Below are 16,097 nucleotides of genomic sequence, written 5' to 3'. Positions count from 1 at the left end.
CGGGCGGCTTGGCGTCGCCCACGCCGGTCGGCTAGGATGCGCGAATCCTCCTACGATTCGCGAGCCGCCGATGATCCGAACTGCCGCCCCGTCCGTCCTGCTCGAAGTGATCGCCACGACCGTCGGCGATGCGAAAACCGCCGCCCGCGCGGGCGCCGACCGTCTCGAACTCGTGACCGCGATCAGCGAAGGCGGGCTGACGCCGAGCGTGGGCCTTGTGGAGGCCGTCGTGGCCGCGGTGCCGATTCCCGTCAACGTGATCGTGCGGCCGCACAGCCGGTCGTTCGTCTATGACGCCGACGATCTCCGGGTGATCGAGCGCGACGTGCGCGCGGCGGTCGCGGCCGGCGCGAACGGCGTGGTGTTCGGCGCGCTCGACGCGCGCGGCGACATCGATCTCGGCGCGCTCGCGCGCATCGCCGCCGCCGCCGAGGGCCGCGCGCTCACGTTCCATCGCGCGTTCGACGTCGCGCGCGACCTGAATGCCGCGTTCGACGCGCTGCTGGGCGTGCCGCAGGTCACGTCGGTGCTGACTTCGGGCGGCCATCCGTCGGTGCTCGATGCGGCCGCGACGATCGCGCGGATGGTGCGGCGCGCCGAGGGCACGGCGTGCACGGTGCTCGCCGGCTCGGGGCTGACCGCCGACGCGGTCGGTGATTTCGTGCGCACGACCGGCGTGCGCGCGGTGCATTTCGGCTCGGGCGTGCGGCCGCGCGGCGAGGTGCTCGCGCCGGTCGACGAACGGCTCGTCGCGAAGGTGCGCGCGGCGATCGATGCGGCGGGATGACGAGGGCGCCGTCCGGCACGTCCGCGCGGATTGTGAGGCTCTGTCAGATCACCTTTGCGCCGAATCGCGGGCGTGCTATGGTCGGCGCCGCCCAGCCCGTTGCCGGTTGACGGAGGGCACCGCTCAACTTCGACTCGTCACACGATGAAACGTCTGCTGCTCCTCGGCCTGACCTTGTCAGCCAGCTCCGCCTTTGCCGCCAATCCGGTCCTGCTCGAAACCCCGGTGACCTACGCGCCGGATGCCAGTGTCATCAAGCAGGTCAGGGACGAATGCCACATCGAGGACTTGCTGACGCACCGCGTCGGCGACGTGCTTCGAAGGAACAACAGGAAGGGCAATGGCCTTCTCGCGTCGGAGGCCGACGCGGCCGACGCGGCCGACGCAACGACGCTGCGACTGCAGATCATGAACGTGTTCGGCGTGGGCGGCGGCGCGTGGAGCGGCCCCAAGGCGCTGACGGTGAGCGCGGACCTGTTGGAAGGCGGCAAGGTCGTCCGTCACACCACGGTCAAACGCTGGTCGATCGGCGGCATTTGGGGCGGATTCAAGGGAACGTGCTCGATTCTCGATCGCACGGCCATTTTCATCAGCAAGGACCTGGGCCGCTGGGTGCGCGACCCGTCCTATGTCATCAAGGAAGAGGCGCCGCCGGCGGAGGCTTCCGCGCCAGCGGCCCAAAGCGCGCCGGAATCGGCGGAAACGGCTGAGCCAGCGGCAAAGCCGGAGTGATCGGGCGTCCGGCATGCGGGCGCGTGCGGCATCCGGCCGCCGCGCCCGCGTGCCGGACCGCGCGTCAATTCGCGGCCGGCGTGCACGCCTGCCGGGGCGCCGCGTCGACCGCCATCTGCTCGGCGTCGCTCGCGCGAATCCCGAGGCGCTCGAACAGCGCGCGATCGCGCTGGGTCTGCGGGTTGCTCGTCGTCAGCAGCTGGTCGCCGTAGAACATCGAGTTCGCGCCCGCGAGGAAGCACATCGCCTGCAACCCGTCGTCGAGCTGCTCGCGGCCGGCCGACAGGCGCACGACGGCCTTCGGCATCGTGATGCGCGCCACCGCGATCGTGCGGACGAACTCGAACGGGTCGAGCGCCGCGGTGCCTTCGAGCGGCGTGCCTTCGATCGCCACCAGGTTGTTGATCGGCACCGAATCCGGGTACGGGCTCAGGTTCGCGAGCTGCGTGATCAGGCCCGCGCGCTCGCGGCGCGACTCGCCCATCCCGATGATGCCGCCGCAGCACACGTTGATGCCCGCGTCGCGCACGCGGTCGAGCGTGTCGAGGCGATCCTGGTAGGTGCGCGTCGAGATGATCTGCCCGTAGAACTCCGGCGACGTGTCGAGGTTGTGGTTGTAGTAGTCGAGGCCCGCGTCGGCGAGTTCCTTCGCCTGCTCGTCCTCGAGCATGCCGAGCGTCATGCAGGTCTCGAGGCCCATCGCCTTCACGCCGCGCACCATCTCGGTCAGCGCCGGCATGTGGCGCTCCTTCGGGTTGCGCCACGCGGCGCCCATGCAGAAGCGGCTTGCGCCGTTTTCCTTCGCGGCGCGCGCGGCGTCGAGCACCGCGTCGACGTCCATCAGCTTCTCGGCCTTCAGGCCCGTGTCGTGGTGCGACGACTGCGAGCAGTAGCCGCAATCCTCCTCGCAGCCGCCCGTCTTGATCGACAGCAGCGTCGACAGCTGCACCGCGTTCGCGTCGAAGTGCTCGCGGTGCACCTGCTGCGCGCGGAACATCAGGTCGTTGAACGGCAGTTCGAACAGCGCGACGACGTCGGCGACGCGCCAGCGCTGTGCGGCCGGGGCGGCCACGGGGATCGCATCGGGTTGCACGGCAGCGGTCTGGGCTTGGGTCATATCGTTCATCCTGGATTCGCGTGGGGGAATGTTGGGTTCAATGCTGCGCAGCGCGCAGGGTGTCGATGAGCGCGGCGACGTCGAGCATCGCTGCAGCGGATTCGGGGGCGGCCGGCGTCATGTGCGGAATGCGGCCGACGAGCGGCGCGCCGTGCTCGCGGGCGAGCCAGTCGCGCATCGTCGCGACGTTCTCGTCCGGGAACGACATCGCCGGATCGACGTGGTTCGCGACCCAGCCGGCGAGCGTGAGGCCGCGCCGGCGAATCGCATCGGCGGTGAGAAGCGCGTGGTTGATGCAGCCGAGCCGCACGCCGACCACCATCACGACCGGCACGCCGAGCGCGACCGCGAGGTCGGCCATGTCGCGCGTGTCGTCGAGCGGCACGCGAAAGCCGCCGGCGCCTTCGACGACGACGACGTCCGCGCGCGTCAGCGCCTCGCGATGGCACGCGACGATCGTGTCGATGTCGAGCGTCACGCCTTCCCGCGCGGCGACGATGTGCGGGGCGGCGGGCGCCTTCAGCAGGAACGGCGTGCGCAGTTCCGGCGGCAGCACGACGTTCGCGGCCGCGTCGAGCTGGTCGGCGTCCTCGTTGCGCCACACGCCGTCGCGCTCATACGCGCCGGCCGCGACGGGCTTCAGCGCGGCCGCGCGCAGGCCGCGCCGCGCGAAGCCGTGCAGCATCGCGGCGGACACGAAGGTCTTGCCGATCTCGGTGTCGGTGCCGGTGACGAACAGCGAAAGCGGGGGGGTCATGCCGCCGCCTCGCTCGCGGCGACCAGCGCGTTTTCGAGCCGCGCGAGATCGTCGAACGAATGCGCGGCCGACAGCGAGATGCGCAGCCGCGACGTGCCGGCCGGCACGGTCGGCGGCCGGATCGCGGGCACCCACAGGCCGTGCGCGTCGAGCGCGCGCATCGCGGCGAGCGTCGCGTCGTTGCTGCCGATCACGAGCGGCTGCACGGCCGTGTGCGAATCGACCGGCTGCCAGCGCGTGTTGCGCAGCAGCGCACGGGTGCGTTCGATCAGCGCGGCGAGGTGCGCGCGCCGCGCGTCGCCTTCGTCGCCGGCGATCACCTTCAGGCTGGCGGACACCGCGTGCGCGACCGCGGGCGGCGCGGCGGTCGTGAAGATGTAGCTGCGCGCGCGCTGGATCATCCACTCGATCACGGTTTCGTGCGCGACGACGAACGCGCCCGCGACGCCGGCGGCCTTGCCGAGCGTGCCGACGTAGACGAGGTGCGGCGAGCGAAGCGCCTGGGCCGCGAGCGCGCCGCGGCCCTGGGGGCCGAGCACGCCGAAGCCGTGCGCGTCGTCGACGACGAGCCACGCGCCGTGGCGCTCGGCCAGCGCGACGAGTTCGGCGAGCGGCGCGATGTCGCCGTCCATGCTGAACACGGTGTCGCTGACGATCAGCTTGGCCTGCGCGTCGGACGCATCGAGCAGCGCGGCGAGCGCGGCCATGTCCGCGTGCGGGTAGACCTGCACGTTCGCGCGCGACAGCCGGATGCCGTCGATCAGCGACGCATGGTTCAGCGCATCGGAGAAGATCGTCGCGTCCTTGCCGGCCAGCGCGGTGATCGCGGCGAGGTTCGCCATGTAGCCGGTGCTGAAGTACAGCGCGCGCGGCGCATCGGAGAAGCCGCCGCAGAAGCCGGCGAGCTCGTCCTCGAGCCGCGCGTGCGCGCGCGAATGGCCGCCGAGCAGGTGCGAGCCGCCGCTGCCCGAGCCGTAGCGCTGCGCGCCGTCGCCGAACGCGGCGACGAGCGCCGGGTGCGCGGCGAGGCCGAGGTAGTCGTTGCTCGCGAAGCCGACGATCTCGCGGCCGTCGACGCGCATGTGCGCGTCGCACGCGGTGTCCGCGGTGCGGCGCGTGCGGCGCAGGCCCTGTGCGTCGAGTGCCGCGAGGCCGTGTTGCAGGGTGTCGATGAGGCTCATCGGGCGGTCTCCGCGAGGGTGGCGTCGAGCGTGTCGCGCGTGCGTTGCGCGAGCCACGCGATGTCGGCGTCGTCGATCACGTACGGGGGCATCAGGTAGACGGTCGTGCCGATCGGGCGCAGCAGCAGCTCGCGCTCCAGCGCGCGCTCGAAGAAGCGCCGCGAGAAGCCGCGCGCGGCGTCGCCGTCGAGCGCGACGTCGAATGCGAACAGCGTGCCGCGCTCGCGCAGGTGGCGAACCTGCGGGTGCGCGGCGAGCGGCGCGAGCGCGTCGCGCAGCGTGGCCGTGTTGCGGGCGTTGCGGGCGAGCACGTCGTCGCGCGCGAACAAATCGAGCGTCGCGACCGCCGCGCGGCACGCGAGCGGGTTGCCGGTGTACGAGTGCGAGTGCAGGAAGCCGCGCGTCGTGTCGTCGTGGTAGAACGCCGCGAAGATCTCGTCGCGCGACAGCACCAGCGACAGCGGCAGGTAGCCGCCGCTGATGCCCTTCGACAGGCACAGGAAATCGGGCCAGACGCCGGCCTGCTCGCATGCGAAGAAGGTGCCGGTGCGCCCGCAGCCGACCGCGATCTCGTCGGCGATCAGATGCACGCCGAACTCGTCGCACAGCGCGCGCAGCCCGCGCACGTACGACGGATCGTGCATCGCCATGCCGGCCGCGCACTGCACGAGCGGCTCGACGATCAGCGCGGCGATGTGCGCGCCGCGCTCGACGAACAGGCGGCGCACGTCGGCGAGCGCGCGGCCCGCGACGTCGGCGGCCGTCTCGCCCGGCTGCGCGAGGCGCGCGTCGGGCGACGCGACCACGTGCGCGTTGCGGATCAGCGGGTCGTACGCATCCTTGAACAGCGCGACGTCGGTGACGCCGAGCGCGCCGATCGTCTCGCCGTGATAGCTGTTCGCGACGCAGACGAATTCCTGCTTGCCTGCATGGCCGCGATTGCGCCACGCGTGGAAGCTCATCTTCAGCGCGATCTCGACCGCGGACGCGCCGTCCGACGCGAAGAACGCATGGCCGAGCGTGTGCTGCGTGAGCGCGGCGAGCCGCTCGGCGAGCTCGATCGCCGGTTCGTGCGTGCAGCCGGCGAGCATCGCGTGCTCGAGCGTGTCGAGCTGGTCCTTCAGCGCGGCGTTGATGTCCGGGTTCGCATGGCCGAACAGGTTGACCCACCACGAGCTGATCGCGTCGAAATAGCGGCGGCCGTCGCGGTCGTACAGCCACACGCCCGCGCCGCGCGCGACGGGGATGAGCGGCAGCCGCTCATGGTGCTTCATCTGGGTGCAGGGGTGCCAGACCGCGCGCAGGCTGCGCGCGACCCAGGCGTCGGTCGCTTGCGTACTCAAAACGGCTCCGGGGGCAAAACGCGCGGCGTGCGGCATCCGGGGATGCGTCGCGGCCGCAGGGGATGACGGCGATGCAGGCCGTCCGGGCGGCATGCAAAACACGAAAAACGCGGTGAGATTAGCGTGTTCCGCGCTTCGATGCACTAGCGGTTACAAACGCCGCAAAGCCTTTCTGGGCGGGAGTTCGGCGCAGTTCGGGGCGGCTCGGGGCGGTACTCGCGAGAAGGGCCGAAATGCATGCAGATGACGACGTTCGAGTGACACCCCCCAACAGAAAAAAATCGTGGTTCGGCGCGGTGCAGCGCCGGGAAAAACGGGGGAGGAAGGGGCGCATCGGTGCGGCGAACGGCATGCGGGCGGGCAACCGAACGGGAAATGTGCGACGAATGCGGAGCGACATGCGCTGGCCGACATGTCGCTTTCGATCGGACATTGCGCGTTCACGTCCGACGAATCACGCGATCGGCCGCGCGCGTCGGCGCGATCGCAAAACGGGATGAATGGGGGAAGGAGAAGGGCGAATCGGCCCGACGCGCGATCAGCGCGCCGCGAGGGCGCGCGTGGCGTGCGCATCGTCGTCGCGCTCGCCGCTATCCGCGGTCTGCGACGCCTGCGTGTTCCACACGACGTGGTCGTTCACCGCATACAGCCGGCAGGCGCCCGCGCCCTGCTTCGCGCAGTTGTCGAGCGCCAGAGCCATCGGATCGTCGCCGCCTTCGGCCCACGACCATGCGCCTTCCTCGGACACCGCGAACGCGCGGCTCGGATGCTGGTGCAGGAAGCGGCGATAGCCTTCGCGGCCGGCTTCGTCGAGGAACGGCACCGCGTCGACCGCGTCGATCGACGCGAAGCCCGTCGCCTTCGGCTCGTGCGGGTTCGCGACCGCGTAGCGCACCGAGGTCGGCAGGTTCAGTTCGGCGAGGAACGCATGGACGGCCGGCCACCAGACGGGCACGCCGTCGCGATCGACGATCAGCCGGTGCGCGTCGTCCTTGTAGCGGCCGAAATCGACGAATTGCGCCTGGGTGCCGTGCGACGCGTACGCGTCGTGCATCTGCGCGACGAGCGCTGGCGTCCACACCGAGTCGTTGTCGCCGTACAGCCACAGCGACCGCACCGCGGTGCGCGCGCCGTACTGGTCGAACGCATCGACGAGATTGCGCTGCCAGCCGTCGCACAGGTCCTGGCGCAGCCCGCCGGAGAAATTGATGATGCCGCGCACGCCGGGCGCCGCCTCGGTGCCGTACGCGATCGATGCGAGCCCGCCGTGCGACGTGCCGGCCACGACGACGCGCGATGCGTCGACGTACGGCTGGCGCGCCATGTAGCGGACGGTAGCGTCGACGTCGGCCGCCTGCGCGAGGCCGTTCTTCGCGACGTCGCAGCCTTCCTGCCGATAGGTGCCGCCGGAGCCGGCGAAGCCTTGGCGGTTCGGCGCGATCACCGCATAGCCGCGGCGCACGAATTCGCGCGCGAATGCGAGCGGCCGGCTGCGCGGCTGCTGATGGAGATCGCCGGGGTTCTTGCCGTGGTTGAACACGACGAGCGGGAACGGGCCGGGGCCGTCCGGCTTGAACAGCGTGGCCTCGAGGGTGACGGTGCCCGACGCGTCGGCCGGGATGCGGACGATCTGCTCGTTCAGGTCGGCGGCGACCTGGGGCAGCCGCGAATCGCCGTAGTCGAAGCGCTCGGCACGGGCGAGCGGCCCGCCCGGGGTACCGGCGTGCGGCAGCGTATCGGCCAGCGCGGCCGACAGCGTGCAGGCCGCCACCCATCCCACCAGTACCTTGCTGAACGCCATTCGTATGCCCTGCCGCGCATGACTCACCCGAGGCTCATCGTAGCCTGACAATTTTGGGTTGTGCAATGCAGGAATTACCCGGCGTCTGACACAGCAAGTATTTATCAGCGCTCGCTTACATCGCCGTCGACATAGCGCCAGAACCCGTGCTCGTCGCGCTCGAAACGGCTCGTCTCGTGAAGCCGGTAGGCGCGCCCGCCGACCTTGTAGCGGGCCACGAATTCGACCTCCGCGTGGCGCTCGTCGGCCTGCGCGTGGCGTTTCACCGCGAGGCCGAGCCAGCGCGGCGCGTCGGGGGCCGTGGGGTCGGCATCCAGATCGGCGGGGCAGGTGCGCGCGTCCCACGTCGCGCGCAGGTAGCCGGTCGCGCCGAGCACGTAGGCGCTGTACCGCGAGCGCATCAACTCGAGCGCGGTGGGGGCGGCTTCGCCGCCGTCGATGAAACGGCCGCAGCACGCGGCATAGCGCGGCGCCGGCGCGCGGCCGGCAGGGGTGGGGGACGCGCCGCCGCACGGGCACGCGTCAGGTCGGGACATAGTCATGCGAAAGATGAATTAACGACGAAGGATTGTTACCAGGCGAGCTCGACGCCGTCGTACTGGAAGAAGCGCCCGTTCGCGAGCGCGACGTCGGCGGCGGCCTCGGCCAGCACGCGGCGCATGCCGGTCACGCTCGTCTGCGGATCGATCGCGGCCTGCGCGCCGCCCATCGCGGTGCGCACCCAGCCCGGATGCAGCGACACGCAGGCCGCGTGGCGCGCCTGCAGCGACGCGATGCGCAGCACGTCGTTGAGCGCGGCCTTGCTCGCGCGATACAGCCAGCCGCTGGTGCCGGTCGCCTCGCCGATGCTGCCCATCCGGCTCGACACGACCGCGAGCACGCCGTGTGTGTCCTCGACGAGCGGCAGCAGGATCGGCAGCAGCTGCATCGGCCCGCGCACGTTGGTGTGCATCACCGCGTCGAAATCGTCGGCGGTGACGGTTTCGACGCCTTCGGTCTGCGGCCCGTAGACGCCCGACACGATCACGGCGGCATCGAGCCGCTCGCCGTCGAGCTTCCAGCCGAGCGCGGCGATCTGCTCGGGCTGCGCGATGTCGAGCGCATGCGCGTGCGCGCCGAGCTCGCGCAGCGCGGCGAGCGACGCGTCGTCGCGCGCGGTGGCGATCACGTTCCATCCGTCGCGCCGGTATTGCCGGACGAATTCGCGGCCGAGGCCGCGCGATGCGCCGACGATCAGTACGGTTTTCATGGTCGCCGCTCCTTGCGGGAAGGCTGTTTGGTCAGACGAGTTCGATAGCCATCGCGGTCGCCTCGCCGCCGCCGATGCACAGGCTCGCGACGCCGCGCCGCGCCGAACGCGCGCGCAATGCGCCGATCAGCGTGACGAGGATGCGCGCGCCGGATGCGCCGATCGGGTGGCCGAGCGCACACGCGCCGCCGTTCACGTTGACCGTGTCGTGCGGCAGCCCGTGCTCCTTCATCGCGGCCATCGTGACGACCGCGAACGCCTCGTTGATCTCGTACAGGTCGACGTCCGCCGCGCGCCAGCCGGTGCGCTCGAACAGGCGGCGGATCGCGCCGACCGGCGCGGTCGTGAACTTCGCGGGCGCCTGCGCGAACGTCGCATGGCCGGCCACGCGCGCGAGCGGCGCGACGCCGAGCCGCGCGGCGGTGGACGTGCGCATCATCACGAGCGCGGCCGCGCCGTCGGAGATCGACGACGCGTTCGCGGCGGTGACGGTGCCGTGCTTGCCGAACGCGGGCTTCAGCAGCGAGATCTTCGACGGATCGGCCTTGAACGGCTGCTCGTCGCGCGATACGACCTTGTCGTCCTGCCCGCCGTGCCGGCCGGCCACCGTCACGGGCGCGATTTCCCAGTCGAACGAGCCGTCCACGTTCGCGCGCTTCGCGCGAGCGAGCGACTCGATCGCGAACGCATCCTGCGCTTCGCGCGAGAACGCGTACTCGGCCGCGCATTCGTCGGCGAAGGTGCCCATCAGGCGGCCCTTGTCGTACGCATCCTCGAGGCCGTCGAGGAACATGTGGTCGAGCACCTGGCCGTGGCCCATCCGGTAGCCGGCGCGCGCCTTCGGCAGCAGGTACGGCGCGTTGGTCATGCTTTCCATGCCACCCGCGACGATCACGCCGGCCGAGCCGGCGCGCAGCATGTCGTGCGCGAACATCGCCGCGCGCATCCCGGAGCCGCACATCTTGTTGACCGTCGTGCAGCCGGTGGCGAGCGGCAGGCCCGCGCCGAGCGCGGCCTGCCGCGCGGGCGCCTGGCCCTGGCCGGCGGGCAGCACGCAGCCCATCACCGCTTCGTCGACCTGCTCCGGCGCGAGGCCGGCGCGCGCGAGCGCCGCGCCGATCGCGACGCTGCCGAGCTGCGGCGCGGCGAGCGACGCGAAGTCGCCCTGGAAACCGCCGATCGGCGTGCGCGCCGCGGCGACGATGACGATCGGATCGTCGTGATCAACAGCGGTCATGATGCGTCTCCTGATCACGTGCGGCGTCCGTGGCCGAGGCCGGCGCCGCGCGGCTTACTCCGCGTCCGCGCAGGGCTTCAGCGTGTTCGCGACGGCCTGCGCGACCTCGGTCAGGCGCGCCGCATCGGCCGCGACCATGTCGTTGTCGGGCGAGTGCTGGCCGCGCGCGGTCAGCGCGGCCACCGCGCGCCGGTAGGTGTCGTGCAGCGTGTCGGGATTCGACACGGCCATGCCGAGGTCGCGCATGCGGCCGTCGTGCACGCCGTACACGAGCGCGTGCACGGTGAGCGACTGGCCGCGCGCCCACGCGTCGTTGACGATCGTCGTGCGGCATACGTTGACGACCTGCTCGATCGCGTTCAGCTCGATCAGGCGGCGGTAGCGCGCTTCGCCCACCGGCCATTCGTCGAGCAGCGCGGCGTGCCGTTCGCGCACGTCCTGCACGTGGTGCAGCCAGTTGTCGGCAAGGCCGACGCGGCGGTTGTGCAGCGCCGCGTTCACGCCCGAGCAGCCGTAGTGGCCGACCACCATGATGTGCTTCACGCGCAGGATGTCGACCGCGAACTGGATCACCGACAGGCAGTTCAGGTCGGTGTGCACGACGACGTTCGCGATGTTGCGGTGGACGAACACCTCGCCCGGCGGCAGGCCGATGATCTGGTTCGCCGGCACGCGCGAATCCGAGCAGCCGATCCACAGGTATTCCGGCGCCTGCTGGTCGGCCAGGCGCGTGAAGAACTCCGGATCGTCGGCGAGCTTGCGCTTGACCCAGGCGTCGTTGTTGTCGAACAGGTGCGAGAGCGGGTGGTCTTGGGTGTTCATCGGGTTGGGTTTCCGGGTGCGGAAAAAACGTTCGGTCATGGGGCGCTTCAGGCGGCGCGCTGCGCGTCGCCCTCGGCGTCGTCCGTCGCGTCGAAGCGTTCGGGGTAGCGTACGCAGAAGCGCAGCGACGCGTCGTACGGAAAGAAATCGGGCAATTCGCCCTGCAGCAGCTTGTCCTTGCTCGCCTGCCACAGCGCGGGCTCGAAGAAATCGGCGTGATGCTTCAAGAATACGTCGCGCACGCGCGGATCGCCGAGCAGGAACGGCCCGTAGGTTTCGGGAAAGATGTCGTGCGGGCCGACCGAATACCACGGCTCGCCGGACAGCTCGTCCTCCTCGTTGCGCGGCGGCGGCACGCGGCGCACGTTGCAGTCGGTCAGGTACTCGATCTCGTCGTAGTCGTAGAACACGACGCGGCCGTGGCGCGTGACGCCGAAGTTCTTGTACAGCATGTCGCCGGGGAAGATGTTGGCCTTCATCAGCTCCTTCACCGCGTTGCCGTACTCCTTCACGCCGTGCTCGACCTCGGCGTCGCTGCCGTTCTGCAGATACAGGTTGAGCGGGACCATCCGGCGCTCGATGTACAGGTGCCGGATCACGAGGTTGTCGCCCTCGTATTCGAGCAGCGACGGCACCTCCTTCTCCAGCTCGCGCAACAGCGCGTGGTCGAGCCGCGCGAGCGGCAGCGCGACGCTCGAATACTCGAGCGTGTCGGCCATCCGCCCGAGGCGGTCGTGGCGCTTCACGAGCTGGTACTTCTCCATGATCTGCGCGCGCGTCGTTTCCTTCGGCGGCGGGAACTGGTCGCGGATCAGCTTGAACACGTACGGGAACGACGGCAGCGTGAACACGAGCATCACGAGGCCCTTGATCCCCGGCGCGATGATGAAGCGGTCGCTCGAATGCGACAGGTGATGCAGCAGGTCGCGGTAGAACAGGTTCTTGCCCTGCTTCTGCAGGCCGACCGACGTGTAGATCTCCGCCTTCGGCTTGCCCGGCATGATCGTGCACAGGAAGTCGACGTACGCGGACGGCACGTTCATGTCGACGAGGAAGTACGAGTGCGAGAAGCTGAAGATGATCTGCAGCTGCGAGCGGCGCAGCAGCACCGTGTCGAGCGCGAGCAGGCCCGGGCGCACGTGGCGGATCGGCAGCGCGAACGGCAGCATGCGGTCGCCGTTGATGATGCGGCCGATCACGTACGCGGTCTTGTTGCGGAAGAACAGCGACGACAGCGCGTGGATCTGGAAATTCGTCGCTTCGTCGAAGCGGCCGAATTCGTCGTGGATCGCCTGCATCACGCAGCCGATGTCGCGCGTGAGATCCTCGAACGGCGGCTCGAGCTGGAAGTTCGTGACGATGCGCTCGAGCGTGACCGCGAGGCCGTCGGTGCCCGGGTAGTACGCGCGATAGGTCGGCTTGGCGGCCGGCTCGTCGTTCTCGAGGTATTCGGTCGAGATCGCCGGGCGCACGAAGATGAAATCGTTGTTGAAGTACGAGCGGTGCAGGATCTTGCAGCACACCGAGTTGAAGAAGGTTTCCGCGCATTCCGGCTGGCGGTGCGACGTCAGGAGACCGATGTAGTGCAGCTTGATCTGCTGCCACACCTCGTCGTCGATGTTCTCCGCGTCGTATTCGTCTTCCAGCACCTCGACGCACTCCTGCACGCGATCGTCGTACGACGTGATCCGCTCGCGCGCGAGCCGCTGCAGCGCGTGCCAGTCGGCGTGCTCGAACAGCGTCTTCGCCCCGACGGCCGCTTCGCGGAAGATCCGGTAGTGGCGGTCGAAGTTTTCGAGCATCGTCTGCGCGACGTCGAAACCGATCTGCGACGACAGCAGTTTGGGGAAGTGATTCATGGCGTGCAGGCTCGCTCAGGGGGCTGTAAGCACCCGACATTTTAGCGTCCGGAACGCGTGTCCAGCGCATCCGCGGCCGGGCGCGGGCAGCGCGTCGGGCCGCGTGTTGCGCGGCGTTCGGCGCCGTTCGGGGCATCTTCGCGTAAAGATACGGGTACGGAACGGATTGTGGCACGAACTTTTTTTGACGGGCGGGGCCGCGGGATCACGCCTGCCGCGATTGAGCGATAGAATCGACCGGACGCCCGCGGCGGCCCCCTGCCGCACGCCGGCCGCACCCGCCGGCCTGCACCGATAACGACGAGACGCCCCCACCGATGAACGCACTGGAACACCAACTCGACTACCCCTTCGCCGATACCCTGCCCGCCGCGGGCGACACGTTCGAGGTCGCGCCCGGCGTGCGCTGGCTGCGCATGCCGCTGCCGTTCTCGCTCGACCACATCAACCTGTGGCTGCTGCGCGACGAGATCGACGGGCAGGCCGGCTGGACGATCGTCGATTGCGGGATTGCGTCGGACGCGATCCGCGCACACTGGGAGCAGATCTTCGACACGCACCTCGACGGGCTGCCCGTGCTGCGCGTGATCGTCACGCATTGCCACCCCGACCACTTCGGCCTCGCGAACTGGCTGTGCGAAGGCGGCGACCAGCGCCGCTGGAACGTGCGGCTGTGGATGACGCTCGGCGAATACATGTTCGGCTGCCTGATGGCGGCCGGCAACGGCTCGAACGCGGGCGGCGCGGCGGCGGCCGATCACTTCGCGCGCCATGGCCTGAACGATCCGGCCTCGCTCGACAAGCTGCGCAACCGCCGCAGCTACTACTCGGATCTCGTGCCGTCGGTGCCGCCGCGCTATCGCCGCCTGCGCGAAGGCAATCCGGTGACGATCGGCGGCCGCACGTGGCGCGTCGTCACGGGCTACGGCCATTCGCCTGAACATTGCGCGCTCCACAGCGAGGCCGACGGGCTGCTGATTTCCGGCGACATGGTGCTGCCGCGCATCTCGACGAACGTGTCGGTGTTCGATCTCGAACCGGAGGCGAACCCGCTCGCGCTGTACCTCGAATCGCTCGGCCGCTACGAGACGATGGCCGCCGACACGCTCGTGCTGCCGTCGCACGGCAAGCCGTTCCGCGGCGTGCGCACGCGCATCGCGCAGCTGCGCGCGCACCACGATGCGCGCCTCGACGAGGTGCGCACGGCGTGCGCGGAGCGGCCGGCGAGCGCGGCCGACATCGTGCCGATCATGTTCCGCCGCCGCGAGCTCGACATCCACCAGATGACGTTCGCGCTCGGCGAGGCGATCGCGCATTTGAACCTGCTGTGGCTTGCGGGCGAGCTCGTGCGCGAGCAGGGCGACGACGGCGTGCTGCGGTTCCGCACCGCACGCTGACGCGGCTTCGTCTTCGTCACGCGACGGGCTCGTAACGCCACCCGTCGCGATGCCATTGCATCGTGTGCGTCGGCGCGAGCGCCGCGAGAAACGCGGCATCGTGCGACGCGACCACGAGCGCGCCCGGGAAGCCGGCCAGCGCCGCTTCCACCGCGCGCACCGATTCGAGATCCAGATGATTGGTCGGCTCGTCGAGCAGCAGCAGCTGCGCGGGCGTGCCGCGCCACAGCGCGCACGCGAGCGCGGCCTTCAGCCGTTCGCCGCCGCTCAGCTGCCGCGCCGGCTGCGTCGCGCGCACCGCATCGAGCTGCAGCAGCGCGAGCCGGCTGCGCAGGTCGCCTTCGGCGAGCGGCGTATCGAGCAGCCCGAGCTGGTCGACGATCGAGCGGTCGGGGGCGAGCAGCGCGAGCCGCTGGTCGAGATAGGCGGCGCTCACGTGCGTCGCGCACTCGCCTGAACGCGGCGCGAGTTCGCCCGCGAGCATTCGCAGCAGCGTCGATTTTCCGCAGCCGTTCGGGCCGGTCAGCGCGATGCGCACGGGGCCGCTCGCCGACCACGTGATCGCGTCCATGTGCCCGGCGGCTCGCCACGGCAATTGCGCGCGATCGAACGTGAACAACTGGCGGCGCGCGCTGACTTCGGTGCCGGGCAGCGATACGAGCACCGGCGCATCGGCTTCGACGCGCGCGGCCGCTTCCTGTACGCGTTCGTCGAGCGTCGCCTTGAACTCGCTCTGATGACGCCGGACCGTTCCCATGATGCTGCGCGCCGCACCCTTGCGGCTCTGGCGCGCCATCGACGACAGGTTGGCCGTCTTCGCCTCGCGCAGCGAGCCGGCCGCGTGGCGCTGGATCGTGTCGTGTTCCTGTTCGAGGCGGCGCCTGACGCGCCCGCGCTCGGTGCGCGCATGATCGAGCGCGGCCTGCGCCGCGTCGTGCTCCGCGTCGCGCTGCGCGCGATAGAACGCGTAGTTGCCGCCGTATGCGCGCACGCCGTGCGGCGACAGTTCGACGATCCGCCCGACGCCGGCGAGCAGCGCGCGGTCGTGGCTGACGACGACGAGGCCGCCGCGCCAGCCGTCGAGTGCCGTGCGCAGCCACGCGCGGCCCGGCGCGTCGAGATGGTTGGTCGGTTCGTCGAGCACGAGCAGGCCGGCGTCCGACAGCAGCGCGCCGATCAGCGCCACGCGCGCGAGCTGGCCGCCGCTCAGCGCCTGCGCCGGCATCGCGGGCTGCACGTCGTGCAGGCCCGCCGCGTCGAGCGCCGCGCGCAGCCTGTCGGCAAGATCCCAGCGCTCGCCGATCAGGTCGAAGTCGTCCGGCTCCGCATGGCCGTCCGCGAGACGCGCGAGTGCCGCGAGCGGCGCGTCGAGCGCGGCGAGTTGCGCGACGGTCTGCATGCCGCCGCGCGCATCGTCGTGCTGCTGCGCGACGTAGACGACGTGCGTGCGACGGTCGATCGTGCCCGCGTTCGGCGCGCGGCGGCCCGCGATCAGTTGCGCGAGCAGGCTTTTGCCGATGCCGTTGCGGCCGACGATGCCGGTCGGCGTGCGATCGATGGTGAGGTCGAGCGAATCGAACAGCGTGAAGCCGTCGTCGAAGCGGAAGGAAACGTGATGAAGCGCGACGAGCGCGCCGGTGGGCGTGGCTGCAGCCATAAGCACCTCCGAAAATGCGTGAAAAACTTCGCGCGGCGTGCGTGGCACGGCGGCGAAAACATTTTGGGAAGGCTTAGTTGTTCACTTTGGCTGGCGTCCGGTATGAGGAATAGGCGCGGAGTGTAGCAAGCGGGGTGCGCGGGCCGCAAGCGACGGAC

Annotated in this window: 14 protein-coding genes; 3 read left to right on the top strand and 11 right to left on the bottom strand. The window is 70.2% G+C overall.

Going from position 1 to position 16,097, the window contains the following annotated elements:
- The first annotated feature begins 70 nt into the window (after window positions 1-70).
- Both HWY45_RS12920 and HWY45_RS12915 read left to right on the top strand, forming a co-directional pair.
- A complete protein-coding gene (locus HWY45_RS12920; protein ID WP_059566428.1) occupies window positions 71-787 on the top strand; it encodes a copper homeostasis protein CutC in 717 nt (238 codons plus the stop codon).
- Between the two features lie 144 nt (window positions 788-931).
- Window positions 932-1,519, top strand: a complete 588-nt coding sequence (locus HWY45_RS12915) for a hypothetical protein (RefSeq protein WP_059883201.1) — start codon at window positions 932-934, stop codon at window positions 1,517-1,519.
- Window positions 1,520-1,583: 64 nt separating this feature from the next.
- On the opposite strand, the gene bioB is transcribed toward HWY45_RS12915, so the two are convergent.
- The 10 genes from bioB to aceK form a co-directional block, all read right to left on the bottom strand.
- Window positions 1,584-2,636: a biotin synthase BioB gene (gene bioB / locus HWY45_RS12910; protein WP_059566582.1), complete on the bottom strand. Its 1,053-nt coding sequence runs from the start codon at window positions 2,634-2,636 to the stop codon at window positions 1,584-1,586.
- A gap of 37 nt (window positions 2,637-2,673) precedes the next feature.
- Entirely contained in the window at window positions 2,674-3,393 is a 720-nt protein-coding gene (bioD, locus tag HWY45_RS12905; RefSeq protein ID WP_059883203.1) for a dethiobiotin synthase, read from the bottom strand.
- Window positions 3,390-4,574, bottom strand: a complete 1,185-nt coding sequence (bioF, locus tag HWY45_RS12900) for an 8-amino-7-oxononanoate synthase (RefSeq protein ID WP_059883205.1) — start codon at window positions 4,572-4,574, stop codon at window positions 3,390-3,392. Before bioF ends, bioD begins: the two co-directional genes overlap by 4 nt.
- Window positions 4,571-5,917: an adenosylmethionine--8-amino-7-oxononanoate transaminase gene (gene bioA / locus HWY45_RS12895; RefSeq protein WP_059883206.1), complete on the bottom strand. Its 1,347-nt coding sequence runs from the start codon at window positions 5,915-5,917 to the stop codon at window positions 4,571-4,573. Before bioA ends, bioF begins: the two co-directional genes overlap by 4 nt.
- Window positions 5,918-6,455: 538 nt before the next feature.
- Window positions 6,456-7,718 (bottom strand): dienelactone hydrolase family protein, encoded by a 1,263-nt coding sequence (locus tag HWY45_RS12890; RefSeq protein WP_059883207.1) that lies wholly within the window; start codon window positions 7,716-7,718, stop codon window positions 6,456-6,458.
- Window positions 7,719-7,822: 104 nt separating this feature from the next.
- Window positions 7,823-8,260, bottom strand: coding sequence for a YchJ family protein (locus HWY45_RS12885; RefSeq protein ID WP_059883210.1), 438 nt, complete (start codon window positions 8,258-8,260; stop codon window positions 7,823-7,825).
- A 29-nt stretch (window positions 8,261-8,289) separates the two neighbouring features.
- A complete protein-coding gene (locus HWY45_RS12880; RefSeq protein WP_059883212.1) occupies window positions 8,290-8,967 on the bottom strand; it encodes an SDR family oxidoreductase in 678 nt (225 codons plus the stop codon).
- Between the two features lie 31 nt (window positions 8,968-8,998).
- Window positions 8,999-10,204 carry an acetyl-CoA C-acetyltransferase gene (locus tag HWY45_RS12875; RefSeq protein ID WP_059883214.1) on the bottom strand — a complete coding sequence of 402 codons (1,206 nt, stop codon included), beginning with the start codon at window positions 10,202-10,204 and terminating at the stop codon, window positions 8,999-9,001.
- 54 nt (window positions 10,205-10,258) lie between these two features.
- Entirely contained in the window at window positions 10,259-11,026 is a 768-nt protein-coding gene (gene can, locus HWY45_RS12870) for a carbonate dehydratase (protein WP_059566437.1), read from the bottom strand.
- A gap of 47 nt (window positions 11,027-11,073) precedes the next feature.
- On the bottom strand, window positions 11,074-12,885 hold the full coding sequence (gene aceK / locus HWY45_RS12865) for a bifunctional isocitrate dehydrogenase kinase/phosphatase (RefSeq protein ID WP_059566438.1): 1,812 nt from the start codon (window positions 12,883-12,885) through the stop codon (window positions 11,074-11,076).
- Window positions 12,886-13,202: 317 nt separating this feature from the next.
- Here aceK and HWY45_RS12860 point away from each other — a divergent pair, with 317 nt between their 5' ends.
- Window positions 13,203-14,282 (top strand): MBL fold metallo-hydrolase, encoded by a 1,080-nt coding sequence (locus HWY45_RS12860; protein WP_059883216.1) that lies wholly within the window; start codon window positions 13,203-13,205, stop codon window positions 14,280-14,282.
- Between the two features lie 16 nt (window positions 14,283-14,298).
- Here HWY45_RS12860 and HWY45_RS12855 read toward each other — a convergent pair whose 3' ends face one another.
- Window positions 14,299-15,939, bottom strand: a complete 1,641-nt coding sequence (locus tag HWY45_RS12855; RefSeq protein WP_059883218.1) for an ABC-F family ATP-binding cassette domain-containing protein — start codon at window positions 15,937-15,939, stop codon at window positions 14,299-14,301.
- Between the last annotated feature and the right edge of the window lie 158 nt (window positions 15,940-16,097).

It is taken from the genome of Burkholderia stagnalis, from assembly GCF_902830275.1.
Classification (GTDB): Bacteria; Pseudomonadota; Gammaproteobacteria; order Burkholderiales; family Burkholderiaceae; genus Burkholderia; species Burkholderia stagnalis.
This window is presented reverse-complemented; position numbering and strand designations above follow the sequence as displayed.